Source organism: Arthrobacter sp. FW306-2-2C-D06B, assembly GCF_021789175.1.
Taxonomy (GTDB): Bacteria; Actinomycetota; Actinomycetes; order Actinomycetales; family Micrococcaceae; genus Arthrobacter.
In genome coordinates this window covers 3,860,758-3,882,164 of record NZ_CP084560.1, presented here as the reverse complement: position 1 = coordinate 3,882,164, position 21,407 = coordinate 3,860,758, and the positions used below count along the sequence as shown (strand labels likewise).

Below are 21,407 nucleotides of genomic sequence, written 5' to 3'. Positions count from 1 at the left end.
CATGGCAATCGAGATCAATGGAACAGCCACCGAGGCCGCCCCCCGCCCGGGCCAGTGCCTTCGGACGTTCCTGCGCGAACAGGGCAACTTCGGCGTCAAGAAGGGGTGCGACGGCGGCGACTGCGGCGCGTGCACTGTCCACGTAGACGGCACACCCGTGCACAGTTGCATCTACCCGGCCGTCCGCGCCGAAGGGCACTCGGTCACCACCATCGAGGGGCTCTCCAGCGGGGGCGAGCTGCATCCCGTGCAGCAGCAGTTCCTGGATAACCAGGGCTTCCAGTGCGGCTTCTGCACGGCCGGCATGATGATGACCGCCGCCACCTTCGACGAGGAACAGAAAGCCAACCTCCCGCGCAACCTCAAAGGAAACCTGTGCCGCTGCACGGGTTACCGCTCCATTGCGGACGCAGTCTGCGGAAGTCACACGCACGCACCGGACGGCGGCGCTGCGGCGCAGTCCGGCGCGGCAGCCAGTACGGGCCAGCTTGGCGACAACGTTCCCGCGCCTGCGGGACGCGCCGTCGTCACCGGTACCGCCCGCTACACCCTCGACGTCCCGCCGGAACAGCTCCCGGGACTGCTGCATCTGAAGTTGCTGCGCTCGCCGCACGCGCATGCCCGCATTGTTTCCATCGATACCACGGCGGCTCTCCAGGTACCCGGCGTCGTCGCGGTCTTCACGCATGAGGACGCGCCGGCCCGGTTGTTCTCAACGGCCCAGCACGAGCTCTACACGGATGATCCGGACGACACCCGGGTCCTCGACAATGTGGTGCGCTTCATCGGCCAGCGGGTTGCCGCCGTCGTCGCCGAATCGGTGGGCGCAGCGGAAGCCGGGGCGCGTGCCATCGAAGTGCAGTACGAACTCCTGGACGCTGTCTTCTCGCCACAGGACGCATTGCTGCCCGGTGCGCCCGCGATCCACGGTGAGAAGGACGGGGAAACGGCCCGGATTTCCCGCCCGCAGAACAACGTCGTGGCTGAGGTTCATTCCGAGCTGGGGAACGTCGAGGCCGGATTCGCAGTGGCCGACTTCATCCACGAGAACACGTACCAGACCCAGCGGGTACAGCACGTCGCGATGGAAACGCACTGTTCCATCGCGTGGGTGGAGCCGTCCGGGAACCCAGCGGAGGACCGGCTCATGGTGCGTTCCTCCAGCCAGGTCCCGTTCCTTGTCCGGCGCACCCTCGCCCGCGTATTCGATCTTCCTGAAGACCGCATCCGCGTGGTCGCGGGCCGCGTGGGAGGTGGCTTCGGCGGCAAGCAGGAAGTGCTCACTGAGGACCTCGTGGCCATGGCTGCCCTCAAGCTGCGCCGGCCTGTGCAGGTGGAGTTCACCCGCACCGAGCAATTCACCGCCACCACCACACGCCACCCTTTCACCATCAAGGTGAAGGCCGGGGCGAGCGGGGACGGTCACCTGACGGCTATGCAACTGGACGTGGTCACCAACACGGGTGCGTACGGAAATCACGCGCCCGGAGTGATGTTCCACGGTTGCGGCGAGTCGTTGGCCGTCTACAAATGCGCCAACAAGAAAGTGGACGCGCAGGCCGTCTACACCAACACGGTCCCGGCCGGCGCCTTCCGTGGCTACGGCCTGAGCCAGATGATCTTCGCGATCGAATCCGCCGTGGACGAACTCGCGGTTGGTATCGGCATGGACCCCTTGGAGTTCCGGCTCAAGAACATGGTCAGGCCGGGGGACCACATGCTCTCCACGAACCCGGAACCGGAAGAGGACGTTTTCTACGGGAGCTACGGCCTGGACCAGTGCGTGGCGTTGGTCCGGGATGCCCTGGAGCGCGGCGGTGAACGCTACCGTGACGCCGGGCTCGACGATCTGGGTCCGGAGTGGGCCACCGGCGTCGGTTCAGCGCTGTCCATGATCGACACGGTCCCGCCTCGCGGGCACTTCGCCCATACGCGCCTCAGGCTCCTGCCGGACGGCACGTTCGACGCCGCCGTCGGGACCGCCGAGTTCGGCAACGGCACCACCACGGTCCATGCCCAGTTGGCGGCGACCGCCCTGTCTACCACCGCGCCGAAAGTGGCCGTGCGCCAGTCCGACACGGATCTCGTGGAGCACGATACCGGCGCGTTCGGCTCCGCAGGCACCGTGGTGGCCGGGCAAGCAACCTTGCTCGCGGCGCAGGAACTCGCGCTCCGGATCCGGGCCGTGGCTGCTGCGTTCCTCGGTGTTTCAGAGGCGGACTGTGTGCTCGAGGACGGTGCCGCGCGCTGCGGTGAGCGGGTCTTGCCGCTCGCTGAGGTGTACGACGCCGCGCAGCAGCAGGGTGTGGAACTCGCCGCAGACGGGCGTTGGGGCGGAACCCCGCGTTCGGTCGCCTTCAACGTCCATGGATTCCGGGTGGCCGTGAATACCGGCACGGGGGAGCTGAGGATCCTGCAGAGCGTCCAGGCGGCCGATGCCGGCGTCGTGGTCAATCCACGGCAGTGCCGCGGCCAGGTGGAAGGCGGAATCGCCCAGGCGTTGGGTGTCGCGCTGTATGAGGAAGTGCGCGTGAACGACGCCGGCAAGGTCACCACCGACATCCTGCGGCAGTACCACATCCCTTCCTTCGCGGACGTGCCACGCAGTGAGGTGTACTTCGCGAAAACGAACGACCAGATGGGGCCGCTCGGCGCGAAGTCCATGAGCGAGAGCCCGTTCAACCCCGTAGCGCCTGCGCTGGCCAACGCCATCCGGAACGCCACCGGGGTGAGGTTCGCTTCGCTCCCCATCGCCCGGGACAAGATCTACCTGGCGCTCAAGGACGCCGAAGCCCCCACCCCCACCCAACTAGCTCGCATTTAATGTCGTTTTGGAGCCTCATAACGACATCTACTGCGAGCTAGTTGTACTGCCCAGGGAGGTTGGTCAACCGGCTGAGGGGTGGTTTGTTCCCGGTGGCGGTGTGGGGCCTGTGGTGATTGTAGTAGTGGATCCAGGCCGGTAGGGCGTCGCGGCGTGCTGTTTCGGTGGGGTAGAACTTGGCGTAGGCCCAGCCGTCGTTGAGGGTGCGGTGGAACCGTTCGATCTTGCCGTTGGTTTGGGGCCGGTAGGGTCGTGTGCGTTTCGGTGTGATGCCCAGTTCCTCGCAGGCGTGGGTCCAGGCCTTGGAGACGTAGGCGGATCCGTTGTCGGAGAGCACCCGTTTGGTGGTGATGCCGCGGTCGGCGAACCAGGCCACGGCGCGGCGCAGCACGGCGATCGCGGTTACGGCCTTCTCGTTGTGGTGGATCTCGGCGTAGGCCACCCGGGAGTAGTCATCGATGACGGTGTGCACGTAGGCGGTGCCGTTGCGGGGGTGTTTGCCCGAGCGGGGCAGGCCGTTGCGGCTGGCTGAGGCCCGGGAGTTCTTCCCGCCTTCTTGCCGGCCGAGGTATCGGTGGCCTCCGCCGTCGGGGATGTTGCCGAACTTGGTGACGTCGACGTGGAGCAGCTCTCCCGGGGATTGGTGTTCATAGCGGCGGATTGGTTCGCCGGTCACCCGGTCGATGTAGCGCAGCCTGTTGATCCGGCAGCGGACCAGGACTGCGTGAACAGTTGACGCCGCGATTCCCAGCCTGCCGGCGATCTGCACCGGTCCCAGTCGTTTGCGCCACCGAAGTGCCACGATGCGTTTCACCAACGCCTGCGGTGTCCTGGCCGGGCTATGGTGCGGCCGTGAGGACCTGTCCTGCATGCCCGCGGCTCCGTGGTCGAGGTAGCGCTGGACCCAGCGCTTGGCCGTGGGCCAGGACACCATGAACATCTTCGCTGCCTCGGAGATCGTCCAGTGCTCGTGGACGACCAATTTGGCGAGCTTCAAACGGGTTTTTGAGGTCAGTGTTGCGTTAGCGTGGGACACGAAGGCCTCCTGGGTGAGCAGCGGTTCTTAGACAGCTCCACTCCACACCGGGAGGCCTTCGTCATGCCGGAAATCTATGCCGTGTTCTCACACGACTTCAACCAATGTCCCTGGGCAGTACAGCTAGTTGGGGGGCCGGGCGGTTGGGGGAGTTAGTCGCTGAGGAGGTGCAGCTTGTCCTTCGTGTCCACGTCGGCACCGTCGGCGAGGTCGCTGCAGTCGACGACGTCCACGAGCCCTGGGTGTGTTTTGAGGAAGCGGCGTGCTCCGGCGTCGCCGACGGCGGACTCGGCGACGTCGGCGCGGAGGGTAGCGTCGATGATCAAGGGGTGGCCGCGCCGGAGTTTTGCTGTGTTGCTGCCGTTGTAGACAGTGTCCGCGTATCCTGCTGCGGTCACACGGCCGGGTTGGTGCGCGGCCAGCAGCCGGGCGACGACATCGGGGGTCAGCCCGGGCTGGTCCACGAGAGTCACCATGACATTGTGGCCGTGGGTAGCCGCCGCAACACCGGTGCGAAACGAGCTGGCCATGCCGGACGCCCACTCCGGGTTGTCCACCACGAGGTACTTGCCCAGCTCCGTCCCGCGGCGGACATCCTCGGCTCCGGCCCCGAGCACCACCACCACTTCGCGGCAACCGCCGTCGAGCAGTGTCTTGGCGAGTACCTCCACCAAGGTGTGCCCGCGGAAGGGCAGCAGCGCCTTGGGGCCAAGGCCCAGGCGTGTCCCCGCGCCGCCGGCCAACAGCACGCCAGTGGTAGGCGCAGGGCAGGAATCGTTCATGGGGTTCACCCTATCCATGTGCCCCAGCGAGGTCTCTAGGTTCACCTTGCACTCCCATATAGGTCTACCGAAAAAGGTTGAATATTACCCATGGGTAGGCCTTCTGGGAGGCTCCCATGGCCGATATCCTCGTAGGGACTTCACGAGAGTCAGTGGTCATCGAAGGGGATGCAATGACGCATCCGCGGTGGAAAGAGGGTTTATGTCTGGCATTTTCGAAATTTTGACGGCGGGGGAGCAATCGTTCCGTTTCCGGTTGAAGGCCGATGATGGAACGGTGGTGGCGGTGTCGCCCAGGTTCCCGGATATTGCGGCCCTTGTGGCCGGTATCAACGCAGTCAGGGAGAATGCCGCCACAGGATTCGTGGTGGATCGACGATCGCTCGGAGCGTAAAAAGAATCGGCGGTAGTGCTCACGGAGCACTACCGCCGATTCTTTTTACCGCCGTTTAGGAGTCGCCGCCCGAACCGCCGGTGGTGCCGGCAGTCACGTCGAGGAGCTTGTACCGGTCGATGGCGTACGACGGCGCACTCGGGTCAACCTCGCCCCTCGCCGCGAGCAGCTGCAGGGTCTTCACGACGATGGAGTGGGTGTCGTTTTTGAAGAAGCGGCGTGCGGCCTGGCGGGTGTCGGAGAATCCGAATCCGTCGGCGCCGAGGGAGGCGAATTCGTTGGGGATGAATTGGCGGATCTGGTCCGGGACGGCCTTCATGTAGTCGGTGACGGCGATGACCGGTCCGGTGGCGCCGGCGAGTTGCTGGGCGACGAACGGGGTGCGGGGTTCTTCGCCGGGGTTCAGGAAGGCGTGTTCTTCGGCGGCGAGTCCGTCGCGTCGGAGTTCGTTCCAGGAGGTCACGGACCAGACGTCGGCGGAGACTCCCCAGTCCTGGGCGAGGACTTTCTGGGCTTCCAGGGCCCAGGGGACCGAGACGCCGGAGGCCAGGATCTGCGCGCGGGGTCCGTCGGTTTTCGCCGGGGCGAGCAGGTAGATGCCCTTCAGGAGGCCTTCGGTGTCGAGGTTTTCCGGTTCCGCGGGCTGGCTGATGGGCTCGTTGTACACGGTGAGGTAGTACATCAGGTTCCGGTCGGCGGAGTTCTCGCCGTACATGCGTTCGAGTCCGTCGCGGATGATGTGGCCGATTTCGTAGCCGTAGGCGGGGTCGTAGGTGAGGACTGCGGGGTTGGTGGAGGCCAGGATGGGGGAGTGGCCGTCGGCGTGTTGGAGTCCTTCGCCGGTGAGGGTGGTCCGTCCTGCGGTGGCGCCGATGATGAAGCCGCGGGTCATTTGGTCCGCGGCGGCCCAGAAGGCGTCGCCGGTGCGTTGGAAGCCGAACATGGAGTAGAAGACGTAGATCGGCACGAGGGGTTCGCCGTGGGTGGCGTAGGCGGTGCCGGCGGCGGTGAAGGCCGCGACGGCGCCGGCTTCGTTGATGCCGGGGTGGATGAGCTGGCCCATGGGGGATTCCTTGTAGGCCAGGACGAGGTCCCGGTCCACGGAGAGGTAGTTCTGGCCCTTGGGGTTGTAGATCTTCGCGGTCGGGAAGAACGCGTCCATGCCGAAGGTCCGCGACTCGTCCGGGACGATGGGAACAATCCGGTGCCCGAATTTCTTGTCGCGGAGCAGGTCTTTGAGCAGACGGACGAAGGCCATGGTGGTGGCGGCCTGCTGCTTGCCGGTTCCCCGCTTGGCAACGTCAAAGGTCTTGGCCTCGGGCAGCTCGATGGCCGCATGGTTGGAACGCCGCTCCGGGACCGAACCTCCCAGCGCAGCTCGGCGCTCGAGGAGATAGGCGATCTCGGATGCGTCCATGCCGGGGTGGTAGTACGGCGGCCGGTAGGGATCCTCTTCCAATTGGGCGTCGGAAATCGGAATCCTGAGGTAGTCCCTGAATTCCTTGAGATCGGCGAGGGTGAGTTTCTTCATTTGGTGGGTCGCGTTGCGGCCCTCGAAGTGGGGTCCGAGTCCGTAGCCCTTGACGGTCTTGGCCAGGATCACGGTGGGTTTGCCCTTGAACTCGGTCGCGGCCTTGTACGCGGCGTAGACCTTGCGGTAGTCGTGGCCGCCGCGTTTGAGGTTCCAGATCTGCTCGTCGTCCAGGTCCGCGACCATGTCCTTGGTGGCCGGGGTCTTCCCGAAGAAGTGTTCCCGGACGAACCCGCCGGACTCGGCCTTGTAGGTCTGGTAGTCCCCGTCGACGGTTTCGTTCATGATCTTCACCAGGGACCCGTCGGTGTCGCGGGCCAGCAGCTCATCCCATTCCCGGCCCCAGACGACCTTGATGACGTTCCAGCCCGCGCCGCGGAAGAACGCCTCCAGTTCCTGCATGATCTTCCCGTTGCCCCGGACCGGCCCGTCCAGTCGCTGGAGGTTGCAGTTGATCACGAAGTTCAGGTTGTCCAGGTTCTCGTTCGCGGCGAGCTGGAGCAGGCCGCGGGACTCGGGCTCGTCCATTTCCCCGTCGCCCAGGAACGCCCAGACCTGCTGCCCGGAGGTGTCTTTGAGGCCGCGGTCGTGCAGGTAGCGGTTGGACTGGGCCTGGTAGATCGCGTTCATCGGGCCGATGCCCATGGACACGGTGGGGAATTCCCAGAACGAGGGCATCAGGCGCGGGTGCGGGTAGGAGGACAGGGCGTGGCCCTGCTTGGACTTTTCCTGCCGGAACCCGTCCAGGTCCTCCTCCGAGAGCCGGCCCTCCATGAACGCCCTGGCGTACATGCCCGGGGACGCGTGTCCCTGGAAGAAGACCTGGTCCCCGCCCGAGGCGTGGTCCTTGCCGCGGAAGAAATGGTTGAAGCCGACCTCGTACAAGGTCGCGGCCCCGGCATAGGTGGAGATGTGCCCGCCCACCCCGATGTCGGAGCGCTGGGCCCGGTGCACCATCACGGCCGCGTTCCAGCGCATGTACGCCCGGTACCGGCGCTCGAATTCCTCGTTGCCCGGGAACGGCGCTTCCTGGTCCGCCGGGATCGTGTTCACGTAATCGGTGGTCGTCACCATCGGCACCCCCACCGACTGGGACCCCGCCCGCTGAAGCAGGCTGCGCATGATGAACTGCGCCCGCTCCGTGCCCTGCTCCCTGATCAACGCATCCAAAGACTCAACCCACTCGGCAGTCTCTTCCGGATCACGATCAGGCAGCTGGGAAGTCAACCCGCTAAGGATGTGTGAGGTCTCTTCTCCTGCAGCCACGTCCAACCTCTCTTCATTGAATGTCTGGGCGCTTGCACTGTAGTGCGCGCTGAAACGTGCATGGAAATTTCGTATTGTGAGAATAAAATTCTGTAATTCGAGATTAGCGACGCCTTCGCCAAGCGTCAATCCAGCGGGGCGGAGGCTAGCGCCTATAGGGCCCCGCGGCCCCCACGCTGCCGTTTGTGACCGCCGTCGGGGGTGCGGCCCTTGACCAAAGGTGACCTAGCTCATACAGTTATTTCACTATTCAATAACTAGATTCCACGATGCGAAAAGTTTCATATCCTCTCACAGCGTCTCGGAAGCCTAGTTGCAGCACCACAAAGAAGTGGAGATCCACGATGCAATCGACTCCCCCAGTCGGCGTCACGACGGCTTCGGAGCAGACCGCACTGCCAGGCAGTTCGGTCCATCCGTCAGTAGGAAATGAAACCCTGTGCGATGTAGCGTCCGTCGCAGCGGGCCGCACCATCAGCCCGAGCCTCTATAACCTCGACCTCGCCCCCACCAAGAAAGAGGGTAGGCGCTGGACCAGCTACAGCATCTTCACCCTCTGGGCCAACGACGTCCACAGCCTTGGTAACTACGCTTTCGCCATCGGCCTCTTTTCGCTTGGCCTGGGCGGGTGGCAAATCCTCGTGGCCCTTGGGATCGGCGCGGTCTTGCTGTTCACCCTCTTGACCTTCTCCGGATTCATGGGCCAGAAGACCGGTGTCCCCTTCCCTGTCATGAGCCGGATCAGCTTCGGTATCCGGGGTGCCCAGCTGGCCAGCCTGGTCCGTGGCGCGGTGGCCATCGCCTGGTTCGGAATTCAGACCTACCTCGCCTCCGTGGTGCTCCGCGTCATGCTTGTCGCCATGTTCCCCGGACTCAAGGACATGGACGCCAACTCCATCCTGGGCCTGTCCACGCTTGGGTGGATCGCTTTCGTATCGCTCTGGATTGTCCAGCTGGTCATCGTCAGCTTCGGCATGGAAATGATCCGCAAGTACGAGGCCTTCGCCGGCCCCATCATCCTTGCCACCATGCTGGCCATTGCCATCTGGGTCTTCGTGGAGGCCGGGGGAGCCATCCAGTGGTCCGGCATCAAGGGCCTCGAAGGAGGGGAGATGTGGCGCACGATCTTTGCCGGCGGCGCGCTTTGGGTCTCCATCTACGGCACCTTCGTGCTGAACTTCTGCGACTTCACCCGTTCCTCGGTGTCCAAGAAGTCGATTGTCCGCGGCAACTTCTGGGGCATCCCCATCAACATGCTCCTGTTCGGCGCAATCGTCGTCATCATGGCCGGCGGCCAGTACAAGATCAACGGCAAGATCATCGAAAGCCCCTCGGACATCGTGCAGAGCATCCCCAACACGCTTTTCCTCGTCCTGGCCTGCCTTGCCTTGCTGATCCTGACCATCGCAGTGAACCTCATGGCGAACTTCGTGGCACCTGTCTACGCGCTGACCAACCTCTTCCCCAAGCACCTGAACTTCCGCAAGGCGGCCTGGGTCAGCGGCACCATCGGCCTGGTCATCCTGCCGTGGAACCTCTACAACAACCCCTTGGTGATCGTGTACTTCCTGGGCGGACTCGGCGCGTTGCTCGGCCCGCTGTTCGGCGTCGTCATGGCCGACTACTGGCTCCTGCGCCGCGGCAAGGTCAACGTTCTTGACCTGTACACGGACCATCCCTCGGGTACCTACTTCTACAAGCGCGGCGTCAACCCCCGGGCGATCGCCGCAATGGTTCCGGCCGCCGTCGTCGCCATCCTCATTGCGTTCGTTCCAGCTCTTGAGGCCGCGGCACCGTTCGCCTGGTTCTTCGGAGCAGGCATCGGGGCGTTGTGCTACTACTTGTTCGCGGACAAGAAGCAGCAGCACACCGACGTCTCCGGCGAGCCGATCGCCGTCGTCAGCAACCACTAATACTCAACTGACTCGCAGTTGTTGTCGTTTTCGCCCGTCAAAACGACAACAACTGCGAGTTAGTTGGGCTAACCGGCCCAATCCAGGAGGAACACATGCGCATCCTCGTCGCAAACGTCAACACCACCCAATCCATGACCGACTCCATCGCCGCACAGGCGCGAAGCGTCGCGGCTCCCGGCACCGAGATCATCGGCATCACCCCGCGGTTCGGTGCCGATTCCTGCGAAGGGAACTTTGAGAGCTATCTCGCCGCCATTGCCGTGATGGACCGCGTGGTCAACTATCCTGAACCGTTCGACGCCGTCATCCAGGCCGGCTATGGCGAGCACGGCCGCGAGGGACTCCAGGAGCTCCTCGACGTTCCGGTCATCGACATCACCGAGGCCGCCGCCAGCACCGCGATGTTCCTCGGCCACAAATATTCCGTGATCACCACTTTGGACCGCGCGGTCCCGCTCATCGAAGACCGCCTCAAGCTCGCCGGGCTGGATGACCGCTGTGCATCCGTCCGCGCGAGCGGCATGGCCGTGCTGGAACTCGAGGAATACCCCGACCGCGCAGTCGAAGCCATCGTGGAACAGGCCGAACGAGCCGTGCGTGACGACAAAGCCGAAGTCATCGTCCTCGGCTGCGGCGGCATGGCCGGCCTCGACGAGCAGATCCGCCAACGCTGCGGCGTTCCGGTGGTGGACGGCGTCGCCGCCGCGGTGACCATCGCCGAGTCGCTCGTGCGCCTGGGACTGTCCACGTCCAAGGTCCGGACCTACGCCACACCGCGTCCCAAGACCGTCATAGGCTGGCCCCTGACCACAACGGACACGACGACGGCGGATGCTCCCGCCGCGCACTAGCTCGACAAACAGGAGAACCGCGTGAGCGAAACCATCCCCACCCGGCCCCGGGTCGCCGTCGTCACCGGAGCAGGTTCCGGGATCGGGCGGGCGGTTGCCCGCCTTCTGCTGGCCGAAGGCTACCGCGTTACCCTCGCCGGACGGCGGGAAGCGCAGCTTCTCGAGACCGCCGGTGGCCACCCCGAGGCGCTCGTGGTGCCGTGCGACGTGACGGTGCCCGACGACGTCGCGCGCCTTTTCTCGGCGGCCCGCCAGCGCTGGGGGAGGGTTGATGTCCTGTTCAACAATGCGGGCATCTTCGGTCCTTCCGGCGGCGTGGATGAGATCAGCGTCAGCGATTGGAATGCCACCCTGGCCGTGAACGTCACAGGATCCATGCTGTGTGCAGCCGAGGCCGTGCGCACCATGAAGTCGCAGGAACCGCAAGGCGGACGCATTATCAACAACGGCTCCATCTCCGCCCATTCGCCGAGGCCCTTGTCTGTCGCGTACACCGTGAGCAAGCACGCGATGAGCGGCCTGACCAAGAGCATCGAACTCGACGGGCGCCCGTACGGCATCAGCTGCGGCCAGATCGATATCGGCAACACCCGCACCGAAATCATGGACACCATCGGCGTGGGCTCTGGCGCGCTCCAGGCCGATGGAAGCAGGCGTGTCGAGCCGATGTTTCCCGTGGAGGACGCTGCCCGCGCTGTGCTCATGATGGCCAACATGCCGGCGTCGGCCAATGTTGGTTCCGTGGTGGTGACCGCCGCCGGGATGCCATTCGTGGGCCGGGGCTAGCGGCCTGCTAGCCCGGCACGGCTGCAAGCCCGCGGCTAGAAAATCGACCAGCCCGTGCGGGTGGTGAACTCATCGAGCGCGGCAACGCCCGCGAGTGAATTCCCGGATCGGCCCAGGCCCGGGCTCCAGACGCAGATGGTGCATTTGTTGGGTACCACGGCCACAATGCCGCCGCCCACCCCGCTCTTTCCAGGGAGCCCCACGCGGTAGGCGAATTCGCCCGCGGCGTCGTACGTGCCGCATGTGAGCATCACGGCGTTGATTCTCTTGGTCTGCGACGGGGACAGAAGCGCCGTGCCGTTCCCGCGCAGCCCGTTGTTGGCCAGGAACCTGCTCGCGAGGGCCAAATCAGTGCAGCTCATTTCGAGCGCGCACTGGGCAATGTAGGCCTCGAGGACCGAGTCCACGGGGTTTTCGAGGTTTCCGTAGCTGGCCAGGAAGTGTGCCAGCGAGGCGTTGCGGTGACTGTTCGCCGCTTCCGAGGCCGCCACCACCGGGTCGGCATCGATCGAGTTGTTGCCGCTTTCCTGGCGGAGCAATTCCCGGACGGGAGATGGCGAGTTGCCTGCGATGCTGAGCAGCCTGTCGGTGACTACCAGTGCGCCGGCGTTGATGAACGGATTCCGCGGAATTCCGTCTTCGTGTTCGAGCTGCACCAGGGAATTGAACGGATTGCCGGAGGGCTCCCGGAACACGCGCTTCCAGATCCGATCGCCATCCCCGGCCAGCACCAGGGCGAGGGCGTAGACCTTCGAAATGCTTTGGATGGAGAAAGGCACGTCAGCGTCTCCGGAGGCGAACACGTCGCCGTTGGCCGTTGCCACGGAAATGCCGAATTGCTTGGTGTCCACCGCGGCAAGGCTCGGGATGTAGTTCGCAGGCGCTCCTTGGCCGAGCAGGGGCTGAACCGTGCCGACAATGTCGTCAAGGAGATTCTGGAGGTCCATGTTTCTTAGTGCCGTCCTTCGGATTGGGTCCACAGCCATGTACATTACGCGCACTCTGCCGGTCCGGAGGCCACGGCCTGAGTTCAGGGACTTCACAAACCACAGAGAAGCTTCATCTGGAAGAATTCCGCATTGTGAAATTTGAATTCCCCCTTGTGGAATGCTGTGATCGGGATTACATTGAATTCATCCCCGAAAATCGGGGCTGTTCCCAAACTGATTGGTTCAGATCAATGAAGTTCCCAGACTCTGCGGCGCTGAAGGCGAGTTCGGCCCCGCGGAAGAAGAAGCCACTGTATAAGTCGCTCTTCTTCCAAATTCTGATCGCCGTCGTCGCAGGTGTACTCATCGGCCATTTCTGGCCGAACATCGGGTCCGCCCTCCGGCCACTGGGCGATGGTTTCATTCAACTCATCAAGATGATCATCGCTCCGCTGATCTTCCTCGTGATCGTCACGGGAATCTCGGCAGTGGGCGACGTCAAAGCGGTCGGAAGGGTCGGGGTCAAGGCACTCCTCTACTTCACCGGCGCCACGCTTTTTGCCCTGGTCTTCGGCCTGATCGTGGGAAACCTGGTCCAGCCCGGCGCCGGACTCCACATCGATCCGAGTACCCTTTCCCAGGACGCGCTGAACGCAAAGACCGGCACTGCGCCGCCCAAGGATGCGGCTTCCTTCCTCCTGGACATCATTCCCACCTCTGTGATCGGCGCTTTCGCCAGCAACAGCCTTCTCCAGGTCCTGTTCTTCTCGGTCTTCTTCGGCGCGGCAATCGTCGTCATCGGCCGCGAGCGCTGCCTACCGGTCATCAGCCTCATGGAAACCGTCCTGGAACTGATCTTCAAGATCATGTCGTGGATCATGAAAGTGGCGCCCATCGGTGCATTTGGCGCTATGGCGTTCATCATCGGCCAGTACGGACTCGACACCCTCGGGACCTATGCGCTCCTGATCGCCTCCTGTTACGGGGCGGCCATTGTCTTCATCGGCCTGCTGTTCCTCGTCGCGTGGAGCTTCGCCCGGGTGCCCCTGTGGCAGTTCCTGAAGTACACCCGTGAGGAATTCCTCCTCGCGCTCGGCACCGCGTCCACCGAAGCGGTCATGCCGCGCATCATGACCAAGCTGACCAACGCCGGTTGCTCCCGTGCCACCACTGGCCTGGTTGTACCGACTGGCTACTCCTTCAACCTCGACGGCGCCGCGATCTACCTTTCGATCTCCCTGCTGTTCCTGGCCCAGGCCTTTGGCCACCACCTCGACCTCGGCCAGCAATTGGCGGCCCTGGGTGTCCTGCTCCTCACGTCCAAGGGCATGGCCGGCGTACCCGGTTCGTCCTTCCTGGCTCTCTCGGCCACCGCCGCGGCACTGGGCATCTTCCCGGTTGCCGGCGTCGCGCTGCTCCTGGGTGCAGACCGCCTCATGGACTCCATGCGGGTCGTCGTCAACCTCCTCGGCAACTGCGTGGCTACGTTCGTTGTCGCGAAATGGGAAGGCCAGTTCGACCGTTCGGTCATGCTCCGTGCCTTCAGGGGCGAGATCACCAACGAGGATTCCGCCATCATGCTCGGAGCCGAAGACGTCTTCGAGGAACAGGAAATCGAGCGCATCAGCGAAGGACGCGAGCCTTCGCCGAAGTTCCGCGGCGGCCCGAATCCGGATGCGATCCCGCAGTTCGAAATGACCAAACCGGGCCAACACCGGAGCCCCTCCGTCAGCCCGGACTAAGGCACCACGCACCATTCCAGTTGATCGCCCCACAGCGCCGCCGCCGTAGGGCGATCAACCATTTAAGCCCTCAGAGCAGCGGCAGCAGCTCCGACAAATCGGCGCGCAGGCCCGACGCGGCGACCCGTCCGGCGTCGACGGCGTCGGACCAGGCCAAGCGGCCGGTGACCATCGCCAGCCAAGTGGCGGCGTCGCACTCTATGACGTTGGGCGGGGTGCCGCGCGTATGCCGGGGTCCCTCCACGCACTGGGTGACGCCGAAGGGCGGCACCCTGACTTCAACCGAATTGCCGGGAGCGCGGGCGGTGAGTTCCTCGAGCGAGTAACGCACCGCGGTGGCCAGCACAGCGCGCGACGGCGGCGTTCCCGGCACCGTTTCCTGCCCGGCTTCCTGCCCGACGGCGACCTGCCATGCGGCCAGTGCCGCGCGGCCTTCCGCGAGGTCGATCCGGCGTCGTGCAATTGCCATGGTTGAGGGTTCCAATCAGTCCAGCAGCGCCGAAACGGCGTGGCCGAGGCGGATCCTGCCAACCGAGTGGCCACCGCCGAGGACGGGCTCCACGACCTTTTCGAGCACGCTTGAGACACCGGGAATATCGACGGCGCCGGCAACCGCGAGAAGCGTGAGTCCAACCAGGGTGGCCGCGCGGGGATTCCCGTCGAGGATCTTCACTGCGACAGAGGCGCCTGTGGGGGTTGCCAGGACCAGGACGCCTTCCGCGCCGCCTTTGGCAAGCACTTCGAGTTCGTCCATGACGATGGTGTTCGCCTCGCCGCGGCCTTGCACTGCCCACGGGTAGTCCAACATGGACGTGGCAATGGTTGCCGCGCGGGCGTTGGAGCTCTGGTCCCGCGGGGCCTGGGCCAGGCGCGAGTAGGCCCGCGCCAGCCCCGTCAGCGAAAGGGCTGCCACCGGTGCCCCGCAGCCGTCAATGCCGAGGTGGGCGATTTTCTCGCCGCTGTATTCCTCGATGACGGTCCGCACGCGGTGCTGCAAGGGATGGTTGGGCTCCAGGTAACTGTGCGTGTCCCAGCCGTTCTCGGTGCAGGCCCAGAGGAACGCCGCGTGCTTGCCTGAACAATTGGAAGCCAACTTGGACTTGCCGTGCTCGGAACGGATCAACCAATTGCGCGCGACTTCGTCCTGGGGCCACACCGAGGGGCATTGCAGCTGTTCTTCCCGTACGCCCGCGGCTTTCAGCATGCCTTCCACTACGTCCATGTGATCCAGCGAGCCCACATGGCTGGCACACGCCAAAGCCACCTGGGCGCCGCGCAAGGGAACCCCCGACTGCATCGACGCGAGGGCCTGGAAAGGCTTGAGCGCGGAGCGGGCGTAGATGGGCGTCGTGATGTCGCCGAGCCGGGTCACGACGGAGCCGTCACCGGAAAGAACCACTGCGGAACCGATATGGCGCGATTCGATGAAGCCGCTGCGTTCGATCACTGCCAGTTCGACGGCGGACTCAACGCTAAAGGTTTCATGCGAACTCAAGGGCATGATGCAAGTCTAGGGTGAACGAACCGTCTTCCCGGGCTACTCCACGGTCACCATGACGGACTGCCATCCCGAGGCGCCGTCAGGTACTGGATCGGCGCGCTTTTCCGTCTGCACCTCGCCGGTTCCGTCCGTGGCCCGGACCTTGATGTAGTGGGGTCCCGGAGTGGCGTCCCAGTTGAAGGACCACTGCCGCCACGTGACAACAGATGCCTCCGCGGCAAGGGTGGCTTCGACCCATGGGCCGTTGTCGATCTGGACCTCCACCTTCTTGATGCCACGCGTCTGGGCCCATGCCGTGCCACCCAAGGCGACCCTGCCGGCAGGCACTTTGGCGAAGGACTTGGGAACTTCCAGCCGGGCCATGGTCTTGATCGGACCCCGCTCGGACCAGCCGCGGGTGGTCCAATAGGCCTTGCTGTCCGCGAATCGGGTGACTTCCAAGTCCACCACCCATTTGGTTGCGGAGACGAAGCCATAAAGACCGGGAACCACCATGCGCACGGGGTAACCATGTTCGAGCGGGAGGGGTTCGCCGTTCATGCCGATGGCCAGGATGGCATCCCTGCCGTCCTGGAGAACTTCCAGCGGAGTGGAGGCGCTGAAGCCGTCGATCGACGTGGAGAGGACCATGTCCGCTCCGGGTTTGGGTCGGGCTTGTTTGAGGGCGTCGCGGATGGGCATGCCCAGCCATTTGGCGTTGCCCGCCAGGTTTCCGCCTACGGGGTTGGACACACACGTGAGCGAGACGTGGGTTTCGATCAGTTGGGCGTCGAGCAGATCCTGAAAGTTCAGCCGGACCTCCTGCTCCACCAGTCCGTGGATCCGGAGCTCCCAATCCTGGGCGTTGATCTCCGGGACGCTGAGGGCGGTGTCGATCCGGTAGAAGTCCTTGGCCGGGGTGAGCCAGGGGGTGACTCCCGGCGTCGGGGACTGGACGCCCGCGGGAACCGGAGCGGCCGCCCGGGCGGGAGCGGGGAGTTTCAAGGAATCCCGTGCCTTGGCCACATTGCTGCGTGCAGCACTCAGGAACCGGCCGCCGCCGGCTGCGATGGTCGCTGCGGCAACGGTGATACCGGTGGCCGCGAAGAAGGTTCGGCGCGTCGTGGCGGGACGCTCGATGCCTTTGGCCGCGGTGTCGGCAGGGGCGTCAGGGAACGACTTCAGCCGCCAGAGCCGGGCCACCAAGAGACGGAGGACAATGAGCCCAGCCAGAGTGCCGATCAGGCTTGGTATGGCATCCACGGGCTTCACGCTGGCCCGGGTCACCACGGCAGCCACAATCACCGCACCCATGCCGAGAACACCTAACAAGCCCAGCGCCCAATTGCGGAAGGCCACGATACCCAGCACGCAAGCCAGCACGAAGATGGTCAGGCCCATGCCCACAAACAGCGCAGCCTTATCGTTTGTGCCGAAGGTGGTCACGGCAAAGTCCTTCATCCACGGCGGCGTGAAGTCGATGAACGTGGACCCCAGCGCAATCACAGGAGTAGCCCGGGCCGTAAAGAAGGCGCCGATCAGTTCCGCAATGGAAAGTACGACGGCGGCAGCGGCCACCCCGGCCAGTGCGGCCAATGCGGTGGGTCCCCTGAGCCAGTTCCTGAGCTTCTTCATGCAGGTTGTTCGTAGCCGGAGGCCCCCAAGATGGGTTGGACATGCGCAGCGCTGTCGCTCAGGAACGGACATGTCAGGGTTATGTCCGTTCCTCACAGCCGAGGGTGGGCATGTTCGCCCTTCGTGCCCGCAGTGGGGTTGGGATATGTGCTGTGCTGGCGGTGGGGTTGGGATATGTCCTGCGCTGCAGCGAGGGAATGAGCATATTGCCACTATGTCCATTGCTCGTGGCGAACGCTGGGCATGTGCCTTGGAGGTGCCCGCGGTCCGGGTTGGACATGCTCAGCGGTTTGGCTCAGGAGTGGGCATATCAGTGTTATGTCCACCGCTCGTAACGAAAGGTGGGCATGCTCCCTCCTGGCTTGTGGCCAAGGGTGGGCATGCTCCCTCCTGGCTTGTGGCCAAGGGTGGGCATGTCCAGTGGTGGAGACAGCTTAGGAGTCCTGCCCTCGCACAAAGTACCCTTGAAGACTGTGAAGGTACTCGTCATTGGCCCCGGCGGCCGCGAACACGCAATTGTCCGCTCCTTGCTCAAGGATCCCAACGTTTCCGAGGTCCATGCGGCTCCTGGAAACGCGGGCATCGCCAAGCTGGTCCCCACGTACGCGATCGACGGGAACAACCCCGGCGCCGTCGCAGCGCTTGCGACAAAACTGGCGGTTGACCTGGTTGTCGTCGGCCCTGAAGCCCCGCTCGCGGCGGGCGTATCCGATGCCGTCCGCGAAACCGGCATTCCGGTCTTCGGCCCTAGCAAGGCCGCAGCACAGCTCGAAGCATCCAAAGCGTTCGCCAAGGAAGTCATGGCCGAGGCCGGCGTGCCCACCGCCATGGCCCGCGTGGCAACAAACGCTGCAGAGGCTGCGGACGCACTGGACACTTTCGGCGCTCCGCATGTCGTCAAGGATGACGGGCTGGCCGCCGGCAAGGGCGTCGTGGTCACCAACGACCGCGAGGAAGCACTCGCCCACGCCCAGGCTTGTTTCGACGCCGGTGGAACCGTGGTGATCGAAGAGTTCCTGGACGGGCCCGAGGTCTCCCTGTTCGTGCTGTGCGACGGCCGCACCACGGTGCCTCTGTCTCCGGCCCAGGACTTCAAGCGGATTTTCGACAATGACGAAGGCCCCAACACCGGCGGCATGGGCGCCTACACTCCGCTCGACTGGGCACCTGTTGGCCTGGTCCAGGAAGTCATCGACCGGGTGGCCCAGCCCACCGTGGACGAGATGGCCAGCCGTGGAACTCCGTTCGTCGGCGTCCTCTACTGTGGCCTGGCCCTGACTTCCCGCGGCACTCGAGTCATCGAATTCAACGTCCGTTTCGGCGATCCCGAAACGCAGGCAGTCCTGGCCCGGCTCAAGACCCCGCTCGGCGCCCTCCTGCTGGCAGCCGCCAAGGGCGAACTGGACCAGGCTGAAGAGCTGCGCTGGTCGAAGGAGTCGGCCGTCGCCGTCGTCGTCGCCGCCGAAAACTACCCGGACACGCCCCGCACGGGGGACCGCATCCGGGGACTGAACAAGGTGGACGCGCTGGAAGGCGTCCACGTCATCCACGCCGGCACCAAACTGGACGAAGAAGGCCGGCTTGTCTCCGCCGGCGGGCGTGTGCTGGCCGTTGTCGCGCTGGGAACGGACCTCGTGGAGGCCCGCGAGAGGGCTTACGACGGCGTGGAGCTGGTCCAGCTCGACGGCGGACAGTTCCGTACCGACATCGCCGGCAAGGCGGCCCGCAGCGAGATCCATGTGGTCTCCCCGGCTACCGGCTCCATCCCGAATGTGAAGGCCTGAACCATGCCTGAAGACAACGCAAACGGCCTGCAGACCGAAACCCTCGACCTCCCGGGATGGAAGCACTTCTACTCGGGCAAAGTCCGCGACCTCTACGTTCCGGCGGATGACCTCGAGGGGGCCGCATCCGGCCAGGACCGTGTCCTTGTAGTGGCAAGCGACCGCATCAGTGCCTACGACCACGTCTTGAGCAGCGAGATCCCGGACAAGGGCCGGGTACTCACGCAGCTGAGCCTGTGGTGGTTCGAGCAGCTTGGCGTGGAGCACCACGTCCTCGCGTCCACGGCCGCCGAGGGTGTGCCTGCGGAAGTCGAGGGCCGCGCGATGATCTGCAAACGGCTGGAGATGTTCCCCGTGGAATGCATCGCCCGCGGATACCTCACGGGATCCGGGCTGGCCGAGTACCAGCAATCCGGCACTGTCTGCGACATCCCGCTGCCCGAGGGCCTCGTTGACGGCTCGCGGCTTGAGCACGCCATCTTCACGCCTTCTGCCAAGGCTGAGGTCGGCGAGCACGACGAGAACATTACCTACGACGACGTCGTCGCGATGGTGGGCGACGATATCGCCGCGCGCCTGAGTGAACTCACGTTGAAGATCTACACCCGCGCGGAAGAGATCGCCCGGGGCCGCGGAATCATCCTGGCCGACACGAAGGTTGAGTTCGGCATCGACGTCAACACAGGCGTCATCACCTTGGGCGATGAGGTCCTGACGCCGGATTCCTCACGCTTCTGGGATGCGTCCACTTACGAGCCGGGCAAGGCGCAGCCATCGTTCGACAAGCAGTTTGTGCGTGACTGGCTGACCTCCGCGGAATCGGGCTGGGACCGCTCAAGTGACACCCCGCCGCCCGCGCTGCCGGCCGACGTCGTGGAGAAGACGCGTGCCCGCTATGTGGAGGCCTACGAGAAGCTCACCGGCCGGACTTTCGTCTGACTCGCAGTTGTTGTCGTTTAGCGGCGTCTAAACGACAACAACTGCGAGGTAGTTGGGTTCGCCCAGCAGCTCTCAGCCGCGTTGCTCAGCTTGCGCGGGAAGGCTCAGCTTGCGCGGGAAGACTGCGCGCTCCCGCCATGGCCCGACGCCGCCCGGCGTTCCGCCAGCCTGATCTCCAGTACGGAGTCCATGGCCTGCTGGACGCGGTCGGCTGCGCCGGCGGCGGTGAAATCGCGCTGGGCTTCTTCGAGATGGACCAGTGCGTCAGTGTTTTCACCGGCCGCTTTTAGTGCTTTGCCAAGGAGGAAAGCGACTTCGCCCGCGGTGTGCCGGGCGAGTACATCGCGGTCCGCGTGGATTTCGCGCAGCTTGGTGATGGCGGCCGGGATGTCGCCCGTCAGGTACAGCCAGCGGGCGCGGATAAAGGCAACCTCGAGCTGGTCCGTCTTGTTTCCGCCCACAATCGACAGGGCGAGTTCAGCACGTTCGATAGCTGAGAGCGTCTCCGGCTCTACGATTCCCGAGGATAGCCTGACGGCCGCCGATGCCTTGTTGAACCGGGCCCACAGCTCAATGTCATTGGCGGGGGAGAGCAGCTTTGCGGCGCGCTCGTGATGCTTGATGCCTTCAACATAGTCGTGCCGCATGAAGGCCACGTTTCCCACGACCCATGCCACTTCGCCTGCAAGCTGCGACATCGAATGGTCGTCCATCTGGTTGTTCATGGCTTGGCAATATGTCCAGGCCTCGTCCAACCTGCCACTCTCGGCCAATGCACCGATCAGAGCGCGGTGCGCCCCGATGATCAACGTTGAGCCTTTGGGCAGCTGCTCGGATAGCCTTACGGCTTCCTTGGCATGCTCGACGGCGGTGGCCAGCTGCCCTTGTCCGTGGCAGACGGCGGCAAGCATCTGCCGGGCACGGACACCCAGGCCCGCAGATTCGGTAGCCATGGGATGTTCCAGGAGATGCTGGATGATTTGCTGGCATTCCTTCAACTGCCCCTGCTTCATGAGGCATTCGGCCTGCATGTAAGTCATGTTCCACCACGCGCTGGTGTTCTTTGCCTCGAGCGCGATTTGGGCGGCGGTTGATGCGTGGCTTGCGGCAAGCGGGTAGTCCCTGAGGTCCCAGGCTTGCCTGGCGTACAGCCCTGCGAGCACGTATTCGGCGTCACTGACGGATACGGGCTGGCTCCAGGCTTCCAAGGCTTTTGGTGCCAGCTCCAGACGGCGGGCGAGTTCTTCAATGACTTCGGCCGTGGGCTCCCGCCGGCCGGTTTCAAGAAGCGAAATGTAGCTGGGCGAGTAAAGGTCCCTGCCCAATTCAGCCTGGGTCAGCCCGCGTTCGAGCCGTTCGGCACGGAGCTTTTCTCCGAATCCGTTCCCCACAGGTTCCTCCTAGAGGCTTGTCTTTGCGCTGTCTTTACCCCTAGAGCTTGACAGTCGCTGTGGAAAACATTTTACAATGAATGTCAACAGGGACCGCTAAATTTCCGTAACGAATCCGACT

16 protein-coding genes are annotated in these 21,407 nt (G+C 64.3%); 8 read left to right on the top strand and 8 right to left on the bottom strand.

The window, feature by feature from the left end:
* Position 1: 1 nt before the first annotated feature.
* A complete protein-coding gene (locus tag LFT47_RS18070; RefSeq protein ID WP_236812814.1) occupies positions 2–2,824 on the top strand; it encodes a molybdopterin-dependent oxidoreductase in 2,823 nt (940 codons plus the stop codon).
* Between the two features lie 37 nt (positions 2,825–2,861).
* Here the strand turns inward: LFT47_RS18070 and LFT47_RS18065 are convergent, their stop codons facing one another.
* The gene (locus tag LFT47_RS18065; RefSeq protein ID WP_236812812.1) at positions 2,862–3,860 is read right to left on the bottom strand and encodes an IS481 family transposase; all 999 of its coding nucleotides are present in this window, start codon (positions 3,858–3,860) and stop codon (positions 2,862–2,864) included.
* 152 nt (positions 3,861–4,012) lie between these two features.
* Positions 4,013–4,642: a nicotine blue oxidoreductase gene (gene nboR, locus LFT47_RS18060; protein WP_236812811.1), complete on the bottom strand. Its 630-nt coding sequence runs from the start codon at positions 4,640–4,642 to the stop codon at positions 4,013–4,015.
* A gap of 202 nt (positions 4,643–4,844) precedes the next feature.
* Between nboR and LFT47_RS18055 the strand changes: the two genes are divergently transcribed.
* Positions 4,845–5,036, top strand: a complete 192-nt coding sequence (locus LFT47_RS18055) for a YegP family protein (protein WP_236812809.1) — start codon at positions 4,845–4,847, stop codon at positions 5,034–5,036.
* Positions 5,037–5,091: 55 nt separating this feature from the next.
* Here the strand turns inward: LFT47_RS18055 and aceE are convergent, their stop codons facing one another.
* Positions 5,092–7,833: a pyruvate dehydrogenase (acetyl-transferring), homodimeric type gene (aceE, locus tag LFT47_RS18050; protein ID WP_236812807.1), complete on the bottom strand. Its 2,742-nt coding sequence runs from the start codon at positions 7,831–7,833 to the stop codon at positions 5,092–5,094.
* 344 nt (positions 7,834–8,177) lie between these two features.
* On the opposite strand from aceE, the gene LFT47_RS18045 reads away from it, so the two are divergent.
* The 3 genes from LFT47_RS18045 to LFT47_RS18035 all read left to right on the top strand — a co-directional run bounded on the left by LFT47_RS18045 (position 8,178) and on the right by LFT47_RS18035 (position 11,386).
* Positions 8,178–9,746, top strand: coding sequence for an NCS1 family nucleobase:cation symporter-1 (locus tag LFT47_RS18045; RefSeq protein WP_236812805.1), 1,569 nt, complete (start codon positions 8,178–8,180; stop codon positions 9,744–9,746).
* Between the two features lie 95 nt (positions 9,747–9,841).
* Positions 9,842–10,600: an aspartate/glutamate racemase family protein gene (locus LFT47_RS18040; protein WP_236812803.1), complete on the top strand. Its 759-nt coding sequence runs from the start codon at positions 9,842–9,844 to the stop codon at positions 10,598–10,600.
* 21 nt (positions 10,601–10,621) lie between these two features.
* Positions 10,622–11,386 (top strand): SDR family oxidoreductase, encoded by a 765-nt coding sequence (locus LFT47_RS18035; protein WP_236812801.1) that lies wholly within the window; start codon positions 10,622–10,624, stop codon positions 11,384–11,386.
* A 35-nt stretch (positions 11,387–11,421) separates the two neighbouring features.
* On the opposite strand, the gene LFT47_RS18030 is transcribed toward LFT47_RS18035, so the two are convergent.
* A complete protein-coding gene (locus LFT47_RS18030) occupies positions 11,422–12,333 on the bottom strand; it encodes a glutaminase (RefSeq protein ID WP_236812799.1) in 912 nt (303 codons plus the stop codon).
* Between the two features lie 233 nt (positions 12,334–12,566).
* Between LFT47_RS18030 and LFT47_RS18025 the strand changes: the two genes are divergently transcribed.
* A complete protein-coding gene (locus tag LFT47_RS18025; protein WP_236812797.1) occupies positions 12,567–14,057 on the top strand; it encodes a cation:dicarboxylate symporter family transporter in 1,491 nt (496 codons plus the stop codon).
* A 70-nt stretch (positions 14,058–14,127) separates the two neighbouring features.
* On the opposite strand, the gene LFT47_RS18020 is transcribed toward LFT47_RS18025, so the two are convergent.
* The 3 genes from LFT47_RS18020 to LFT47_RS18010 are packed head-to-tail and all read right to left on the bottom strand — an operon-like array spanning position 14,128 to position 17,172.
* On the bottom strand, positions 14,128–14,526 hold the full coding sequence (locus tag LFT47_RS18020) for a sterol carrier family protein (protein WP_236812795.1): 399 nt from the start codon (positions 14,524–14,526) through the stop codon (positions 14,128–14,130).
* 15 nt (positions 14,527–14,541) lie between these two features.
* The gene (locus LFT47_RS18015) at positions 14,542–15,558 is read right to left on the bottom strand and encodes an asparaginase (RefSeq protein ID WP_236812793.1); all 1,017 of its coding nucleotides are present in this window, start codon (positions 15,556–15,558) and stop codon (positions 14,542–14,544) included.
* A 36-nt stretch (positions 15,559–15,594) separates the two neighbouring features.
* The gene (locus tag LFT47_RS18010) at positions 15,595–17,172 is read right to left on the bottom strand and encodes a molybdopterin-dependent oxidoreductase (RefSeq protein WP_236812791.1); all 1,578 of its coding nucleotides are present in this window, start codon (positions 17,170–17,172) and stop codon (positions 15,595–15,597) included.
* A 473-nt stretch (positions 17,173–17,645) separates the two neighbouring features.
* Here LFT47_RS18010 and purD point away from each other — a divergent pair, with 473 nt between their 5' ends.
* The gene (purD, locus tag LFT47_RS18005) at positions 17,646–18,956 is read left to right on the top strand and encodes a phosphoribosylamine--glycine ligase (protein ID WP_236818677.1); all 1,311 of its coding nucleotides are present in this window, start codon (positions 17,646–17,648) and stop codon (positions 18,954–18,956) included.
* Between the two features lie 3 nt (positions 18,957–18,959).
* Complete coding sequence (locus LFT47_RS18000; RefSeq protein WP_236812790.1) at positions 18,960–19,895, top strand: phosphoribosylaminoimidazolesuccinocarboxamide synthase; 936 nt, start codon at positions 18,960–18,962, stop codon at positions 19,893–19,895.
* A 104-nt stretch (positions 19,896–19,999) separates the two neighbouring features.
* On the opposite strand, the gene LFT47_RS17995 is transcribed toward LFT47_RS18000, so the two are convergent.
* Positions 20,000–21,286 (bottom strand): helix-turn-helix domain-containing protein, encoded by a 1,287-nt coding sequence (locus LFT47_RS17995; RefSeq protein WP_078107616.1) that lies wholly within the window; start codon positions 21,284–21,286, stop codon positions 20,000–20,002.
* Between the last annotated feature and the right edge of the window lie 121 nt (positions 21,287–21,407).